Raw genomic sequence first — 16,217 nt, 5'->3', positions numbered from 1 at the left:
TCGGGTACTGCCGAGGCTGCTGCTCCGGCCGCGGGCCACACTCCCGCCACGGGCCACACTCCTGGCTCGGGCCACACTCCTGGCGTGGGCCACACTCCTGGCGTGGGCTACTCCAGTTCCGCCAGCACCTGGGTCTCGACCGCCGACGCCAGGTCCGCGACCGTCGGGTTGTCGAAGAGCGTCCGGGCGGGCAGATCGACGGCGAACACCTCACGGACCCGGGAGATCACCTGGATGCTGAGGATCGAATCGCCGCCCAGGTCGAAGAAGTTGTCCAGGACGCCGACGCGCTCAAGACCCAGCACCTCGGCCCAGATCCCGGCCACCAGTTCCTCGCCCGGGTCGCGCGGGGCAAGCCCCTCGCCGCTCTCCCCCGCCATCTCCTCCGGCGAGGGCAGCGCGCGCCGGTCGACCTTGCCGTTCGGGGTGAGCGGGAAGACATCCAGGACGAGTACGGCCGCCGGGACCATATAGGCGGGCAGCGAGCGGCCGATGAAGCTCTTCACCTCGTCCGGCTCGGGTGCCCGCGCACCGGCTTCGGGAACGACGTACGCCACCAGCCGTTTGCTGCCCGGGATGTCCTCGCGTGCCAGCACCAGCGCCTGGGCGACGCCCGGATACCCGGCGGCGGCCGACTCGATCTCGCCGAGTTCGATGCGCTGTCCGCGGATCTTGACCTGGAAGTCGGTACGGGAGACGAAGTCGAGGTTGCCGTCGGGCAGCCAGCGCACCAGGTCGCCGGAGCGGTACATCCGGGAGCCCGGCGGACCGAACGGGTCGGCGACAAAGCGCTCGGCGGTGATCCGGGGCCGGTTCACATAGCCGCGCGCCATACCGTCGCCGGACAGATACAGCTCTCCGGCCACCCCCGGCGGCACCGGCCGCAGCGCGGCGTCCAGTACGTACACGCCGGTGCCCGCGACGGGGGTGCCGATCGGCATCGGACCGCTGCCCGCGTAGTTGTCGTTGACGACGAACAGCGAGGTGAAGACGGTGCCCTCGGTCGGCCCGTAGCCGTTGATCATGCGGACACCGGGCAGCTCCTCGACCACCTTGACGCAGTGTGTCGGCGAGAGGGTGTCACCGCCCGACATGATCAGCCGCAGGCCCGAGAAGACCCGCACATCGCTGTCCACGATCTCGTGGAACAGTCCGGCGGTGATCCAGATCGCGGTCACCCCGCGCGAGTGCAGGAACTCGCCCGTCTCGGCCGCGGACATCACCCTGGTGGGGCTGACGGCCAGCGCGGCTCCGTTGAGCAGGGCGCTCCAGATCTCCAGTGTGCCGGCGTCGAAGGAGACGGTCGCCAGCTGGCCGACGACATCGCGTTCGGTCATCGCCAGCTTGGGATCGCGGGCGACGCGCAGCACACCGCGGTGCGGGAGTACGGCGCCCTTGGGCCGACCGGTGGAGCCGGAGGTGTAGATGACATGCGCGAGGTTGTCGGGCCGTACGGTCACCTCGGGCGCGTGGCCGGGCCGGGCCTCGACGGCGGCGCGCTCGGTCGGGTCGTCCAGGAGCAGGACGCGCGCGTCGGTGGGCGGCAGGGCCCCGGCGCAGACGCTGTCCGTGACCACGAGCCCGGCTCCGGAGTCGGTGACCATGAAGGCCAGGCGGTCGGCGGGGTACTCCGGGTCCAGCGGTACGTACGCCCCGCCGGCCTTGAGTACGGCGAGCAGCGCGACGAACAGTTCGGTGCGGCGACCGAGGCAGACGCCGACCCGGGAGTCGGGCCGTACCCCTTGTTCGACGAGGTGATGGGCGAGGCGGTTGGCACGGGTGTCCAGTTCGGCGTAGGAGATCCGCTCGTCACCCACGATCAACGCGGTGTTGCCGGGGACCCGTGCCACCTGCTCGGCGAAGATCTCGGTCAGGGTGTGCCCGCCGTCGCCGGGGGCCCCGCGGCCCCAGGTCCCCAGGATCTCGTTGCGCCGGCCGGGCGTGACGAGGCCGAGCCCGGCGATCTTCTCGTCCGTGACGTCGACAAGGCTCCGGGCGTGCAGCGTGAGCTGGTCGCGCAGCCCCTCGACGGTGGTGCGGTCGAAGACGTCGGGGTCGAAGAGCAGGATCAGCACGAGCCGTTTGCCGGTGAAAGCGGCCAGGTTGAGAGGGTAGTTGGTCGCCTCGACCGAGCCGACCTCGCTGACGCTCAGGCCGTGCCGGTCGGCGGCGTCGGTGTCGACCGGATAGTTCTCGAAGATGACGAGACTGTCGAAGAGCGGTTGGTTCATGGGGAGTTCGCTGAGGGCTTGGACGCGGTTGAGGGGGAGGTGGTCATGACGGCGGGCCTCGACCTGCTCGCTCTGCAACCCCTGCAACCACTCCACCACCGGACGATCCGGATCCAACCGCACCCGCACCGGCAGAGAGTTGATGAACAACCCCACCATGTCCTCGGCACCATCGAGATCAGTGGGCCGGCCCGAGGTCGTCGCGCCGAACACCACATCACCCTGACCACTGCGACCCGAAAGCAACAGCGCCCACAAACCCTGCACCACGGCATTGACGGTCAGCCGATGCCGCCGCGCAAACGAAAAGAGCTGACCGGACAGTTCCTCCGACAACTCCACCTCCACCCGCTCCGAAGAACGGGCCTGACCGGCATGCACAGCCGGCCGGTCATACGGCAACGCCACCGGCGCATCGAAACCCGCCAGAGCAGCGCGCCAAAACTCCTCCGCCACCCCCACATCACGCCCCGCCATCCACCCCGCCTGAACACCCAACGCCCGACCACCCCCCACCACCGGCAACACCAGCCCATCCCGCCGCGCCGCATAATCGTCAAGGACGAGGGAGAGCACCCGGGCGACGCTCCAGCCGTCCAGCAGGATGTGGTGGAAGGTGAACAGGACACGGACGCGGCCCTCGCCGAGCCGGGCCAGGGTCAGCCGGGCCAGCGGCACCTGACGCAGGTCGAGACCGCGCCGGTGGTCGGCGGCCAGCAGAGCTTCCCAGCGGGCGTCCTGTTCGGTCAGAAGGCTGTCGCGCCAGTCCAGGATCTCGATCGGCAGACGTACGTCCCGGTGCACCACCTGCACCGGCTCGGGCACGCCCTCCCACACCACCCCGATCCGCAGCGCCTGTATCTCATCGACCATGCGCTGCCAGGAGGCGGCGAACCGGTCGACGTCCGGCACACCGTCGACCACGTACATCAGCTGCTCGAAGTAGGCCGGCCTGTCCGCTTCGGCGAGGGCGTGGAAGAGCATCCCGGACTGCAACGGCATCAGCGGCAGCACCTCCTCGACACCACGCCCGGCACCGACCGCCGCGTCGAGTGCCGCCTGGTCCAGCGGCGACAGCGGAAAGTCCGACGGCGTGACACCACCCGCACCCGGCAGCCCGCAGTGAGCGAGGAAATCCACCAACTCGCTGATGAATCCGGACGCCAGTTCCTCCATCACCTCGTCCGAGAACACTCCGGACGCCCAGACGAAGTTGACCAGCAGCCGGCCGTCCGCGACCCGGGAGGTCACATCGAGCGCGTGGTCGCGACCGGCGAGCAGACCGGCGCCGTCCTGGATGAACCCGACCTCCTTGAGGGGACCTTGTGGGGAGGAGCCGGACGCGGCGCTCGTGCTGGTGTCGAACTGGCCGAGATAGTTGAAGCTGACCTGCGGGTGGATCTCGGGTACGGAGCGGCGCAGGTGGCGCAGCGCGCCGTAGCCGAGACCGCGGCCGGGCACCGAACGCAGCCGCTCCTTGGCGGACTTGACCAGTACGTCCCAGGCGGCGCCCGTCTCGCCGCCGGGGCCCGCCGCGCCGCCGACGCGCGTGGCGTCGTCGGAGTGAGGTCGCGGCTCCGTGGCGGACACCAGTTCCAGGGGGAAGACGGTGGTGAACCAGCCCACGGTCCTGGACAGGTCGACTCCGGGGAAGATCTCCTCTCGGCCGTGCCCTTCGACGTCCACCAGAACCCGGTCCTGGCCGGTCCACCGGCCGAGTACACGGGCGAGCACGGCGAGCAGTACCTCATTGACCCGGGTGTGATACACCGAGGGCACCTGGTGCAGGAGTCTGTGCGTGGCGTCCGCCGACAGCTCGGCCGAGGCGGTGGCCAGAGCCGCGGGCTCGGTGAGCCCCGTCCGCTCGGTCGGGTCGGCCGTGGTGGTCACGCCCGGCAGCCCGGTGGGTACGTCCTGGCCGACCCGGCTCCAGTACTCCAGCTCCGCGTCGAAACCACCCGCCTCCACATGCGCACGCAACCGCGAAGCCCACTCCTGGAACGACGCGGAACGAGGCCCCAGATCCACCACCACCCCCGACACCAACTGCCCATACGCCAGCGCCAGATCCTCCAGCAGCACCCGCCACGACACGCCGTCGACCACGGCGTGGTGGACCAGCAGCACCAGTCGGTCGGCGTCCTCCCCGAGCCCGAAGGTCAGCGCGCGGAGCAGCGGTCCGTCGGTGAGATCGAGCGCGTCGCGGGCCAGGTCCGTGAGCCGGTCCATCTCGGCCTGCCGCTCACCGGACGGAAGATGCGCGAGGTCGGTGTGTTCCGTATACGTGTATGTGCTGTCCGCCAGGTCGGCGACGTGCTGCGTCCATACGTCCGCCTCGTCGCGGAGGAAGCGCAGCCGCAGCGCGTCATGGTGGGCGACCAGGGCGGTCACCGCTCCCGCGAGCGCGTCGAGATCCGTGCCGGGGGCGAGCGTGGCGGCCATCGACATGTCGAAGCGGTGCGAGGGGCCGGCCGGGGCTCCGAAGAACCACTCCTGGATGGGCGTGAGCCGTGCCGGACCCTCGACGGGCTCGACAGCCTCGGCCGTGTCGGGTGCCCGTTCCGCCGCGGACACCCGGCTCAGGTGCTCGGCCAGGGCCCGTACCGACTGGCGGTCGAACACGTCCTTGGGCGAGATGGCCAGACCGGCCGCGCGGGCCTGGGAGACGACCTGGATGCTGAGGATCGAGTCCCCGCCGAGATCGAAGAAATTGTCTTCCACACCGACCTGCTCAAGACCGAGCACACGCGCCCAGATCCCGGACAGGATCTCCTCCGTCACGGAACGCGGCGCCACAAACCCGGCCTCCGCGACACCGGACGACTCGGGGGACGACTCCACACCGGCCAGCGCCTTGCGGTCGACCTTGCCGTTCGGCATCAACGGCAACGCGTCCAACAGCACCAACGCGGAGGGCACCATGTACTCCGGCAGCACACCCGCCAGAAACTCCCGCAGACCTGCCACCGTCGGTACGGCTCCGGCGCCCGGGACCACGTACGCGACCAGGCGCTTCGCACCACCGGCGGCACCCGCGGGCAGAGCGAGCACAACCGCCTGTGCGATCTCGGGATGGGAGACGAGTGCGGACTCCACCTCACCCAACTCGATACGGAAACCCCGCACCTTCACCTGATCATCGGACCGCCCCACAAACTCCAGCACACCATCAACCGACCACCGCACCACATCCCCGGTCCGATACATCCGCGCACCCGACCCACCGAACGGATCCGCCACAAACCGCTCAGCCGTCAACCCCCGCAACCCCACATACCCCTGAGCCACACCCCCACCACCAATAAACAACTCCCCCGCCACACCCACCGGAACCGGCCGCAACCACCCATCCAGCACATACACCCGAGCACCAGCGACCGGCCGCCCGATCGGCGGAACCCTGTCCCCGTCGACGAGCAGGGCATCGCTGAGCGTGACCGCCACGCTGGCCTCGGTCGGACCGTACGCGTTCACCATCCGCCGACCCGGCGCCCAACGCGCCACCAGATCAGCACTCACCGCCTCCGCACCCACCATCAACGACCGCAGATCCGGGAGTTCGGCAGCGGGGAGCGTCGACAGGAGAGCGGGAACGAGAAAGGCGTGATTCACGCGATGGCGCTCCAGCAGCCCCACCATGTCCTCCGCCGACACCACACCCGCCGGAGTCACCACCAGCGCAGCACCCAGACCCAACCCGGCCAGCACCTCAAGAATCGACGCGTCGAAACTCGGCGACGCCGTCTGCAACAACCGATCCCCCGGCCGCACCCCGAACCCCACCGCCAACCCCGCCACAAACGCACTCAACCCACCACTCGGAACCTCCACACCCTTCGGCACACCCGTCGAACCCGACGTATAAATCACATACGCCGGCTGCCGCAGATCCACCGACACCACAGGAAGAACCGACGACAACCCCACCAACTCCCCACCCAACGCACCCACATCCACCACCCGGACACCGCCGTCCGCGGGCAGGGCCGCACCGACCGACGACTCGGTCAGCACCAGGACGGAACCGGAGTCGGCCAGCATGTGCGCGAACCGCTCGGCGGGGAACTTCGGATCCACCGGTACGTAGACGCCGCCCGCGTGCAGCACGGCTTGCATGGCGACAAGCCACTCCACACCGCGCTCCATCGCCACCGCCACCCGCTGACCGGGCCGCACTCCCTCGGCGATCAGGAAACGCGCCAGCCGCGCCGCCCGCCCATACAACTCGGCATACGTCAGCGTCACCTCATCGGTGATCACCGCCGGCAGATCAGGAGTCCGCTCCAACTGACCACGGAAGATCCCCGCCAGCGTCAACCGCTCCGACTGCTCCTCACCCCTGCCCCACTCCTCCAGAATCCGGTGTCGCTGCTCGCCACCGAGGAGGTCAAGCCGCGCGAGGGTGCTCTCGGCGGGGGCGTCGGCGACGGTGCCCGCGTGCCGGACGAGATCGCCGCGCAGGCTCTCGATGGTGGCGCGGTCGAAGACGTCCGGGTCGTACGCGAGGGTGAATGTCAGTCGGTCGCCGCTGTAGACGATGAGATTGAGGGGGTAGTTGGTGGCCTGGTCGACCACGATCTCGCTGATCTCCAGTCCGTGCCGGGCAGCGCCATCGGTGTCGACGGGGGCGTTCTCGAAGACCACGAGACTGTCGAAGAGCGGTTGACTGGGGCCGAGTTCACTGAGGGCCTGGACGCGGTTGAGGGGGAGGTGGTCATGACGGCGGGCCTCGACCTGCTCGCTCTGCAACCCCTGCAACCACTCCACCACCGGACGATCCGGATCCAACCGCACCCGCACCGGAAGCGAATTGATGAACAACCCCACCATGTCCTCGGCACCATCGAGATCAGTGGGCCGGCCCGAGGTCGTCGCGCCGAACACCACATCACCCTGACCACTGCGACCCGAAAGCAACAGCGCCCACAAACCCTGCACCACGGCATTGACGGTCAGCCGATGCCGCCGCGCAAACGAAAAGAGCTGACCGGACAGTTCCTCCGACAACTCCACCTCCACCCGCTCCGAAGAACGGGCCTGACCGGCATGCACAGCCGGCCGGTCGTACGGCAACACCACCGGCGCATCGAAACCCGCCAGAGCAGCGCGCCAAAACTCCTCCGCCACCCCCACATCACGCCCCGCCATCCACCCCGCCTGAACACCCAACGCCCGACCACCCCCCACCACCGGCAACACCAGCCCATCCCGCCGCGCCGCATAATCGTCAAGGACCAGCGACAGCACGCGAGCCAGACTCCAGCCGTCCAGCAGGATGTGATGGAAGGTGAACAGCACCCGGAGGCGGTCGTCCGTGAGCCGGGCGAGCGTCAGCCGGGCGAGTGGGACGGAGGCCAGGTCCAGGCCCCGGCGCCGGTCGGCGGCGACACGGTCCGTCCAGAGCACGGCCTGCTCGGGCGCCGAGACGGCGCGCCAGTCCAGGGTCTCGACGGGCAGCGCGACCGACTCGTGCACCACCTGCACCGGCTCGGGCACGCCCTCCCACACCACCCCGATCCGCAGCGCCTGCACCTCATCGACCACCCGCTGCCAGGACGTGGCGAACCGGTCGGCGTCGGACACACCGTCGACGGCGAACATGAGCTGCTCGAAGTAGGCGCTGGAGCTGTCCTGGGCGAGGGCGTGGAAGAGCATCCCGGACTGCAACGGCATCAGCGGCAGCACCTCCTCGACACCACGCCCGGCACCGACCGCCGCGTCGAGTGCCGCCTGGTCCAGCGGCGACAGCGGAAAGTCCGACGGCGTGACACCACCCGCACCCGGCAGCCCGCAGTGGGCCAGCACGCTCTCCAACTCCTCGGTGAATCGGGACGCCAGCTCCTCCATCACCTCGTCGGAGAACACACCGGCCGACCTGACCAGGTGGACGACCAGACGCCCGTCGATCACCCGGGCCACGACATCCAGGGCATGGGCCCGTGGACCGAGCGTGCTGTGCTGCCGCCCGTCGGGTCCGGGTACCGTCAGGTCGTAGAGCGCGCTCCGCGCGGCAGGGGCATCGACCTCGGTCGGGCCGAGGCAGCTGTAGCCGACCTGCGGACGGACCGTACTCCCGAGGTCGCCCGCCGCCGAGTCGGGGTCCCCGAGATAGCGCAGTGCGCCGTACCCATGGCCATGGCCGGGTACCCCACGCAGCCTTTCTTTCGCGGACTTGATCAGTACGTCCCACGCGGCCGGGTCCGCGCCACCACCGGCACCTGGCGTGCCGTCCTCACGGAGCGTGCCGTTCTCGCGGAGCGTGCCGTCCTCACCAAAGGGGCCGGACGCGAGCTCCAGCGGGAAGACCGTGCTGAACCAGCCCACCGTCCGCGACACATCGACGCCTCGGAACACATCCTCCCGGCCCGCTCGCTCGACATCCACGACGACGCGGTTCTGACCGGTCCACCGGCCCAGTACCCGGCCGAGCACCGCGAGCAGCACGCCGTCCGGCCCGGTCCGGTACAGCGACGTGACATCGTGGCAGAGCTTGCGCGTCGACTCGGCCGACAGCTCCACCGACGTGACCAGGCGCTGGTGCGGGGCATCGGGCGCGGGTGTGCCCTGGCCGGGCAGTCCGGTGGGTACGTCCTGGCCGACCCGGCTCCAGTACTCCAGCTCCGCGTCGAAACCACCCGCCTCCACATGCGCACGCAACCGCGAAGCCCACTCCTGGAACGACGCGGAACGCGGCCCCAGATCCACCACCATCCCGGACACCAACTGCCCATACGCCAGCGCCAGATCCTCCAACAGCACCCGCCACGACGCCTCGTCCACGACCAGATGGTGCGCGACCACCGCCAACTGATCGCCGTCCTCTCCGCGTTCGAAGAGCGCGAAGCGGATCAGCGGTCCCTCCGCCAGATCGAACCCGGTCCGCAGGGCCTCGACGGTCTCGTCCATGACCGCCCGCGCGGCCGGCTCCGGGAGCGCCGAAAGATCGTGACGGTCGAGGGTGACGGAGCGGTCCTCGGCGAGATTGCGCTGCCGCCAGCCGGCGCCGGTCCGTTCGTAACGCAGTCGCAGGGCGTCGTGATGGGCCACCAACGCGGTCACCGCACCCGCGAGCGCTGTCGGGTCGGTGCCGGGACGCAGGCCGAGCCGTACGGCCGTGCTGAGCGACCGCGGGTCCTTGCGGTGCGTGCGGAAGAACCAGCGCTGAATGGGCGTGAGTACCACAGGGCCCTCCACGGGCGGTCGGTCCTGGCCGACGGATTCGTCAGCAGCGGTAGTGGTCAGCGCGGCGGCGAGAGCCGCGACGGTCTGCCGTACGAACAGGTCCTGCACGGCGAGCGCGATGCCGGCGGCGCGGGCCTGGGAGACGACCTGGATGCTGAGGATCGAGTCCCCGCCGAGATCGAAGAAGTTGTCTTCCACACCGACCTGCTCAAGACCGAGCACACGCGCCCAGATCCCGGACAGGATCTCCTCCGTCGCGGAACGCGGCGCCACAAACCCGGCCCCCGGAACACCGGACGACTCGGGGGACGACTCCGGGGCGGGCAGCGCCTTGCGGTCGACCTTGCCGTTCGGCATCAACGGCAGCGCGTCCAACGCCACGAAGACGGACGGCACCATGTATTCCGGCAGCACACCCGCCAGAAACTCCCGCAGCCCGGCCACCGTCGGCGCCGACCCGGGTATCGGAACGACGTAGCCGACCAGCCGCTTCGCGCTGCCCCGGCCCCGCACGGCCAGCACCGCCGCCTGTGCGATCTCGGGATGGGAAACGAGTGCGGACTCCACCTCACCCAACTCGATACGGAAACCCCGCACCTTCACCTGATCATCGGACCGCCCCACAAACTCCAGCACACCATCAACCGACCACCGCACCACATCCCCGGTCCGATACATCCGCGCACCCGACCCACCGAACGGATCCGCCACAAACCGCTCAGCCGTCAACCCCCGCAACCCCACATACCCCTGAGCCACACCCCCACCACCAATAAACAACTCCCCCGCCACACCCACCGGAACCGGCCGCAACCACCCATCCAGCACATACACGCGAGCACCGGCAACCGGCCGCCCGATCGGCGGAACCCTCCCCGCAGCCACCGGCAAAGCATCACTGAATGTCACCGCGACGCTCGCCTCACTCGGACCGTACGCGTTCACCATCCGCCGACCCGGCGCCCAACGCGCCACCAGATCAGCACTCACCGCCTCCGCACCCACCATCAACGACCGCAACTCGGGCAACTCCACCACCGGCAGCGCCGCCAACAGAGCAGGCACCAGAAACGCGTGATTCACGCGATGGCGCTCCAGCAGCCCCACCATGTCCTCCGCCGACACCACACCCGCCGGAGTCACCACCAGCGCAGCACCCAGACCCAACCCGCCCAGCACCTCAAGAATCGACGCGTCGAAACTCGGCGACGCCGTCTGCAACAACCGATCCCCCGGCCGCACCCCGAACCCCACCGCCAACCCCGCCACAAACGCACTCAACCCACCACTCGGAACCTCCACACCCTTCGGCACACCCGTCGAACCCGACGTATAAATCACATACGCCGGCTGCCGCAGATCCACCGACACCACAGGAAGAACCGACGACAACCCCACCAACTCCCCACCCAAAGCACCCACATCCACCACCCGGACACCAGCCCTTACCGGGGTAGCCGCGCCCAGAGACGACTCGGCAAGCACCAACACCGCGCCCGAATCAGCCAGCATGTGCGCGAACCGGTCGGCGGGGAACTTCGGATCCACCGGCACATACACACCACCCGCGTGCACCACGCCCAACAGCGCGACAAGCCACTCCACACCGCGCTCCATGGCGACCGCCACCCGCTGCCCCGGCCGCACCCCCTCAGCGATCAGGAAACGCGCGAGCTTCGCCGCACGACCATGCAGTTCCGCATACGTCAGCGTCACCTCATCGGTGATCACCGCCGGCAGATCAGGAGTCCGCTCCAGCTGACCACGGAAGATCCCCGCCAGCGTCAACCGCTCCGACTGCTCCTCACCCCTGCCCCACTCCTCCAGCAGCCTCCTGGTCTGCGCGGCGTCCAGCGTGCCGGCCTCCGCCATCGGACGGTCGGGAGCGGCGACCAGTTCGCCCAGCAGTGTGATGAGGTTGCGGGTGAGGCGGTCCATGGTGGTGGCATCGAAGAGATCGGTGCTGTACTCGACAGATGCCGTAAGCCCGCCTTCGGCGTTGTGCCAGAACTCCAGTGTTACGTCGAACAGCGCCGCCTCACGCGGGAGTTCGACCGTCGAAGCGTGGATACCCGGCAGTTCGGGAACCCCGGCCGGGGCGTTCTGGAGGACGAGCATGACCTGAATGAGCGGGGGCCTGCTCGGGTCGCGTTCGGGGAGTACGGCGTCCACGACCCGGTCGAACGGCACCAGCGCGTGGTCCAGCGCCTGTCGCACACTCTCCCGCGCGCGGTCGGTGAACTGTTCGAAGGTCAGCGCCTCGTCCACCTCCGTGCGCAGCACCAGCGTATCGACGAAGAAACCGACGATGTCGGCGAGTTCGGCACGGTCCCGGCCCGCGCCCGCGGTGCCGAGCACAATGTGGCGCTGGCCCGACCAGCGCGCGAGCAGCAGTTGTGTGGCGGCGGCGAGCGGCGCGAAGAGGGTGGTGCCGCGCGCCCGGCCGACGACGGTGAGTCCCCGGACGGTTTCGGCCGGCACATCGAACAGCCGTCGCGCACCGGCGGAGGTGCGGACGGCGGGGCGCGGCCGGTCCGTGGGAAGCTCCAGCGGCGTGACATCCGCCAGCTCCCGCTTCCAGTGGGCCAGCTGCTCGTCCACCACGGGTTCACCCTGGCGGTGGCGCTGCCACATGGCGAAGTCGGCGTACTGGATGGCGAGTTCGGGCAGTCCGGCAGCCGCGAGCACCGCATCCGTGCCGGCCTCCGCGTCGGCGCCCGCATCCGTAACCGCGTCGACGGGCCGTACCGCGAGAGCAGCGGTGTACAACGCGCCCAGCTCCCGCGCGATCACCTCCATCGACCAGGCGTCGGCGGCGATATGGTGCGCGGTGAGCGCGAGCAGATGGTCGTCGGGCGCGGTCCGTACCAGCAGCGCGCGCAGTACGAGTCCGGACCCGAGGTCGAAGGGCGCGGACACCTCCGCACGCAGCACCTGGTCGAGCCGTCCCCGGTCCGCCGAGACATCGGTGACCGGCAGTGGCACCGGCGCCGGGTCGCCGATGATCTGGAGCACCTGGCCGTCGGCTTCGGAGTAGGTGGTACGCAACGGCTCGTGCCTGGCGACGATGGCGGTCAGCGCGGTGGCGAGCGCGTCGGTCCGCAGTTCGCCGGTGAGCCGCAGCCCCGTGGTGCAGTTGTATGCCGCACCGCCCGGCTCGTACGCGTCCAGGAACCACAGGCGCTGTTGCGCGGACGAGGCCGGCAGCGCCCCGCCCCGGTCGGCGCGGACGATCGACGCCCCGCTGCCCGCCGCCCCGCCGACGCCGCCAGTGCTGTCGGTGCCGGTGCCGCGCTCGGTCAGCCCAGCGGCGTAGCCGGCGTACGCGGCGATGGTGGGGTGGTCGAAGAGCGCGGTGGATGTGGGGGTGAGGCCGAGCCGACGCTCGACCTGGAAGGCCATCCGCAGACCGGAGATGGAGTCGCCGCCGATGGCGAAGAAGTCGTCCGTCACACCGATCCGTGTCCGCCCGAGCACGTCTTCCCAGATCTCGGTGAGTTCCGATTCCAGTGCGGTGCGCGGCGCCGTGTACGGGGCGGACTCGGCCAGGTCCGCGCCGTCGACGAGGTCACCGGGCGCGGGCAGCGCCCGGCGGTCCACCTTGCCGTTGGGTGTCAGTGGCAGTCGCTCCATGGCGAGGTAGACGGTCGGCACCATATGGACGGGCAGCCGGCCCGAGGCGTGCCGGCGCAGCTCGGCGGGGCCCGGATCCGCCTCGGGCCGCGCCGGTACGTAGTGGGCGACGAGCTGGTCCGTACCGGCGTTCTCGGCCAGGGTGACCACCGACTGCAGGACCGCCTCGTGCTCGGTCAGGACGGCCTCGATCTCGCCCAGCTCCACGCGCAGGCCGCGGATCTTGACCTGGCCGTCGGCGCGGCCGATGAACTCGTGCTCGCCGCCCGGCTCCAGTCTGACCAGGTCGCCCGTGCGGTACATACGCGATCCAGGGGGGCCGTACGGGTCCGCGACGAAGCGTTCTGCGGTGAGCCCGGGGCGGTTGACGTATCCCCGGGCGAGGCCGTCGCCCGCGATGCACAGCTCGCCGGTACCGCCCTCGGGCACCGGTCGCAGCTTCTCGTCCAGGACCATGACCCGTGCGCCCTCGATGGCCCGGCCGATGCCGGGCGCGACCGTGAGGTCGGCGGGCAGCGGACCGTTGAGGGTGACGGTGACGGTCGCCTCGGTGGGGCCGTACATATTGATCATCCGCCGGCCCTCGGCCCAGCGGGCGACCAGTTCCGGCGGGCAGTTCTCGCCACCGGTGGCCAGCGCGCGCAGGTGGGGCAGCTCGATCGGTGGTGCCACCGTGGCCAGCACGGACGGCGGCATCATGGTGTGGGTGACGGCCGCGTCGGCGAGCAGGGCTCCGAGCGCTTCACCGACCGCCTGGGTCGGGCTCTCCGGCAGGATCAGCGTGGCACCGGCGTACCAGGTCTGCACCAGGTCGGCGATGGAGACATCGAAGTTGGGCGAGGCGAACTGGAGGACGCGGCTGTCCTCGTCGATGGCCAGCGCCGCCACATGGGCGAGGGCGAGGTTCCCGAGGCCGCGGTGGCTGACCGCCACGCCCTTGGGGGTGCCGCTGGAGCCGGAAGTGAACAGGATGTAGGCGGTGTTGTCGAGGTGCGTGGTGACGTCGGGCGCGGAATCGGGTCCGTCCGGGTCCACCGCCGTCAGGCTGTCCAGGGACAGGGTGTCGGGAGCGTTGTCCGGCCGCGCCCCCGGCCCGCCGTCGCTGATCACCAGCTCGATCCCGGCGTCCTCGACCATGAACGACAGCCGCTCGGAAGGGTAGTTGGGGTCGAGCGGTACGTAGGCTCCCCCCGCCTTGAGAATGGCGAGCAGCGAGACGATCAGCTCGGGGCCGCGCCGCAGACAGACGCCGACCCGGGTCTCGGGTCCAACACCCCGGGCGGCGAGCCGGTGCGCGAGCCGGTTGGCGCGCCGTTCGATCTCGGCGTAGCTGAGCCGGACCGCGCCCCACTCGACGGCGGTGTGGTCGGGTCGGCGCGCCGCCCGGCTCTCAAACAGTCCGTGCAGGGTGCGGTCACCGGCTGTCCGACGGCCGTGCGTAAGGGAGTTGCTGTCTGAGTTCATGTCGAGACCCCATGGAGCGCCGAGAGGGAGGGTGGCCTGTGCCGCGTGCGGGATACCGATCCGAGGGGACCGGGCACTCATCGCACCCGCTCGTTCACTCCGAGTGACGGTTGGGCGCGTGCGTGACCGCCAGATGCGCTCCGGTGCCGCGCGCATCTGCCCTGCGTGTGTGTTCGCCGGCTGATTGACCCGCCGTGGCCGCCCGCTTCGCGCGGCCGGGCACGGCGGTGCTCAGTGTGGTTGTGCCGCGACCGGCTGGCGCAGCAGCGTACGGCCGCTGTACTGGAGGACGCGTACGTCCCCGGTGGTCGCGTCCTTGAGGAACCTGCCGAGGAACACGCCCGCGTCCCCCGGTCGGCTGGAGAAGACGAGATCGCTGTGGGAGGCGGCGGAGTCCCGCGCGCCGTTGGGGAGTTCCAGCAGGATGTTGCGGTCGTCGAGACTGACCGTTACGGCGAGGTCGCCGTTGCGGTAGGTGCCGGCGCAGTCCGCGAAGCCCGCCGTGGATCCGGGGGACGGCGGCACCACGCTGTAGACGCCGACGGGGAGGCCTGCCGACCGCAGTTCGCGCAGGACCGCCTCCCACAGCCCCTGCCCGGAGGCCGAGTTGGTCGTCAGCGCGACGACGGTGCCCTGTTTCGGGTGGATGCGCAGATGGCAGGTGGTGCCGTCCAGCGTTCCGTCGTGGCCGAGCCAGCGGTCCTCCGCCGGGCCGAAGTGGCCCAGGCCCAGGCCCCAGCCGTCGGCCAGCCCGAAGGGTTCCGCACCGGCGACCGGCCGGGCCATCTCGCGCAGTGTCTCGGAGTCGGCCACGGCGTCCCTGTCCAGGTCACCGGGGTCGTCCAGATGCAGTTGGGCGAAGCGTACGAGGTCGGCGGCGCTGCCGGCGAGGCCGCCCGCGGGGGTGAAGCCCGCGTCGGCGGAGCAGCGCACCGAGTGCACCACGCGGTCGCCGCCGGGGGTGGTGTGTGTGGTGTGTCCTGCCACCGCGCGGACCGGCTCGCCGTCCTGTGGAGCGCCGGGCAGCAGGCCGATGCCGGTGCCCAGGGGGGCCAGCAGATAGTCGCGTACGGCTTGCCACCAGGTCAGTCCGGTGGCGGCCTCGACGACGCGGCCCGCGATGCCGTAGCCGACGTTGGAGTAGGAGAAGGAGCCGGGGGCGGGCCACAGCGCGGGCGCGTCCGCCGGGCCGGTGGCCAGGAAGCCGGTGAGCCAGCGGCGCAGCGAGGTGGCGTCGCCGTCGTCGTGGTCCGACGGCAACCCGGCTGTGTGGCTGAGGAGTTGACGGAGCGTGGCGCCGAGTCCCGGGTGGTTGCCGGCGGCACCCCGGTCATCGAGCCAGGTGCGCACCGGACGATTCAGGTCGAGGTCGCCGTCGGAGACGAGCTGGAGTACGGAGGCCGCGGTCAGCGCCTTGGTGACGGAGCCGTAGGGGAAGGCGGAGTCACGGCGCACGGGACGTCCGCCGCCGTACTCCTCCTCGCCGAACTCCCAGGTGCGCAGGGTTCCTCGGTGGTACACCGCCAGCTGTGCGCCGACCACTCCGTGCTCCTTGCCGAGGCTGCCCAGACAGCCGAGGCGGTCGAGGGGAAGGCTGAAGGGAGCGCCACTGACCTTCTCTTCCGCGATGATCCCCAACACTGCGAACAAGCTCCTTCTTCACTGTGCGAAGTCCGGCGTGTACCGCGCGGCACGGCGGCCGACCGC

Annotated in this window: 2 protein-coding genes; both read right to left on the bottom strand. The window is 70.2% G+C overall.

Translation table 11 applies throughout. From position 1 onward, the window contains the following. Positions 1-107 precede the first annotated feature (107 nt). Positions 108-14,510, bottom strand: coding sequence for a non-ribosomal peptide synthetase (locus M1203_RS08000; RefSeq protein ID WP_249948825.1), 14,403 nt, complete (start codon positions 14,508-14,510; stop codon positions 108-110). A 231-nt stretch (positions 14,511-14,741) separates the two neighbouring features. Further along, positions 14,742-16,151, bottom strand: coding sequence for a serine hydrolase (locus M1203_RS07995; protein ID WP_249948824.1), 1,410 nt, complete (start codon positions 16,149-16,151; stop codon positions 14,742-14,744). Between the last annotated feature and the right edge of the window lie 66 nt (positions 16,152-16,217).

Origin of the sequence: Streptomyces sp. 35G-GA-8, from assembly GCF_023534745.1 — a bacterium.
Classification (GTDB): domain Bacteria; phylum Actinomycetota; class Actinomycetes; order Streptomycetales; family Streptomycetaceae; genus Streptomyces.
Note: the sequence above shows the minus strand (reverse complement) of the source record. Positions and strands in the feature narration are given on the sequence as shown.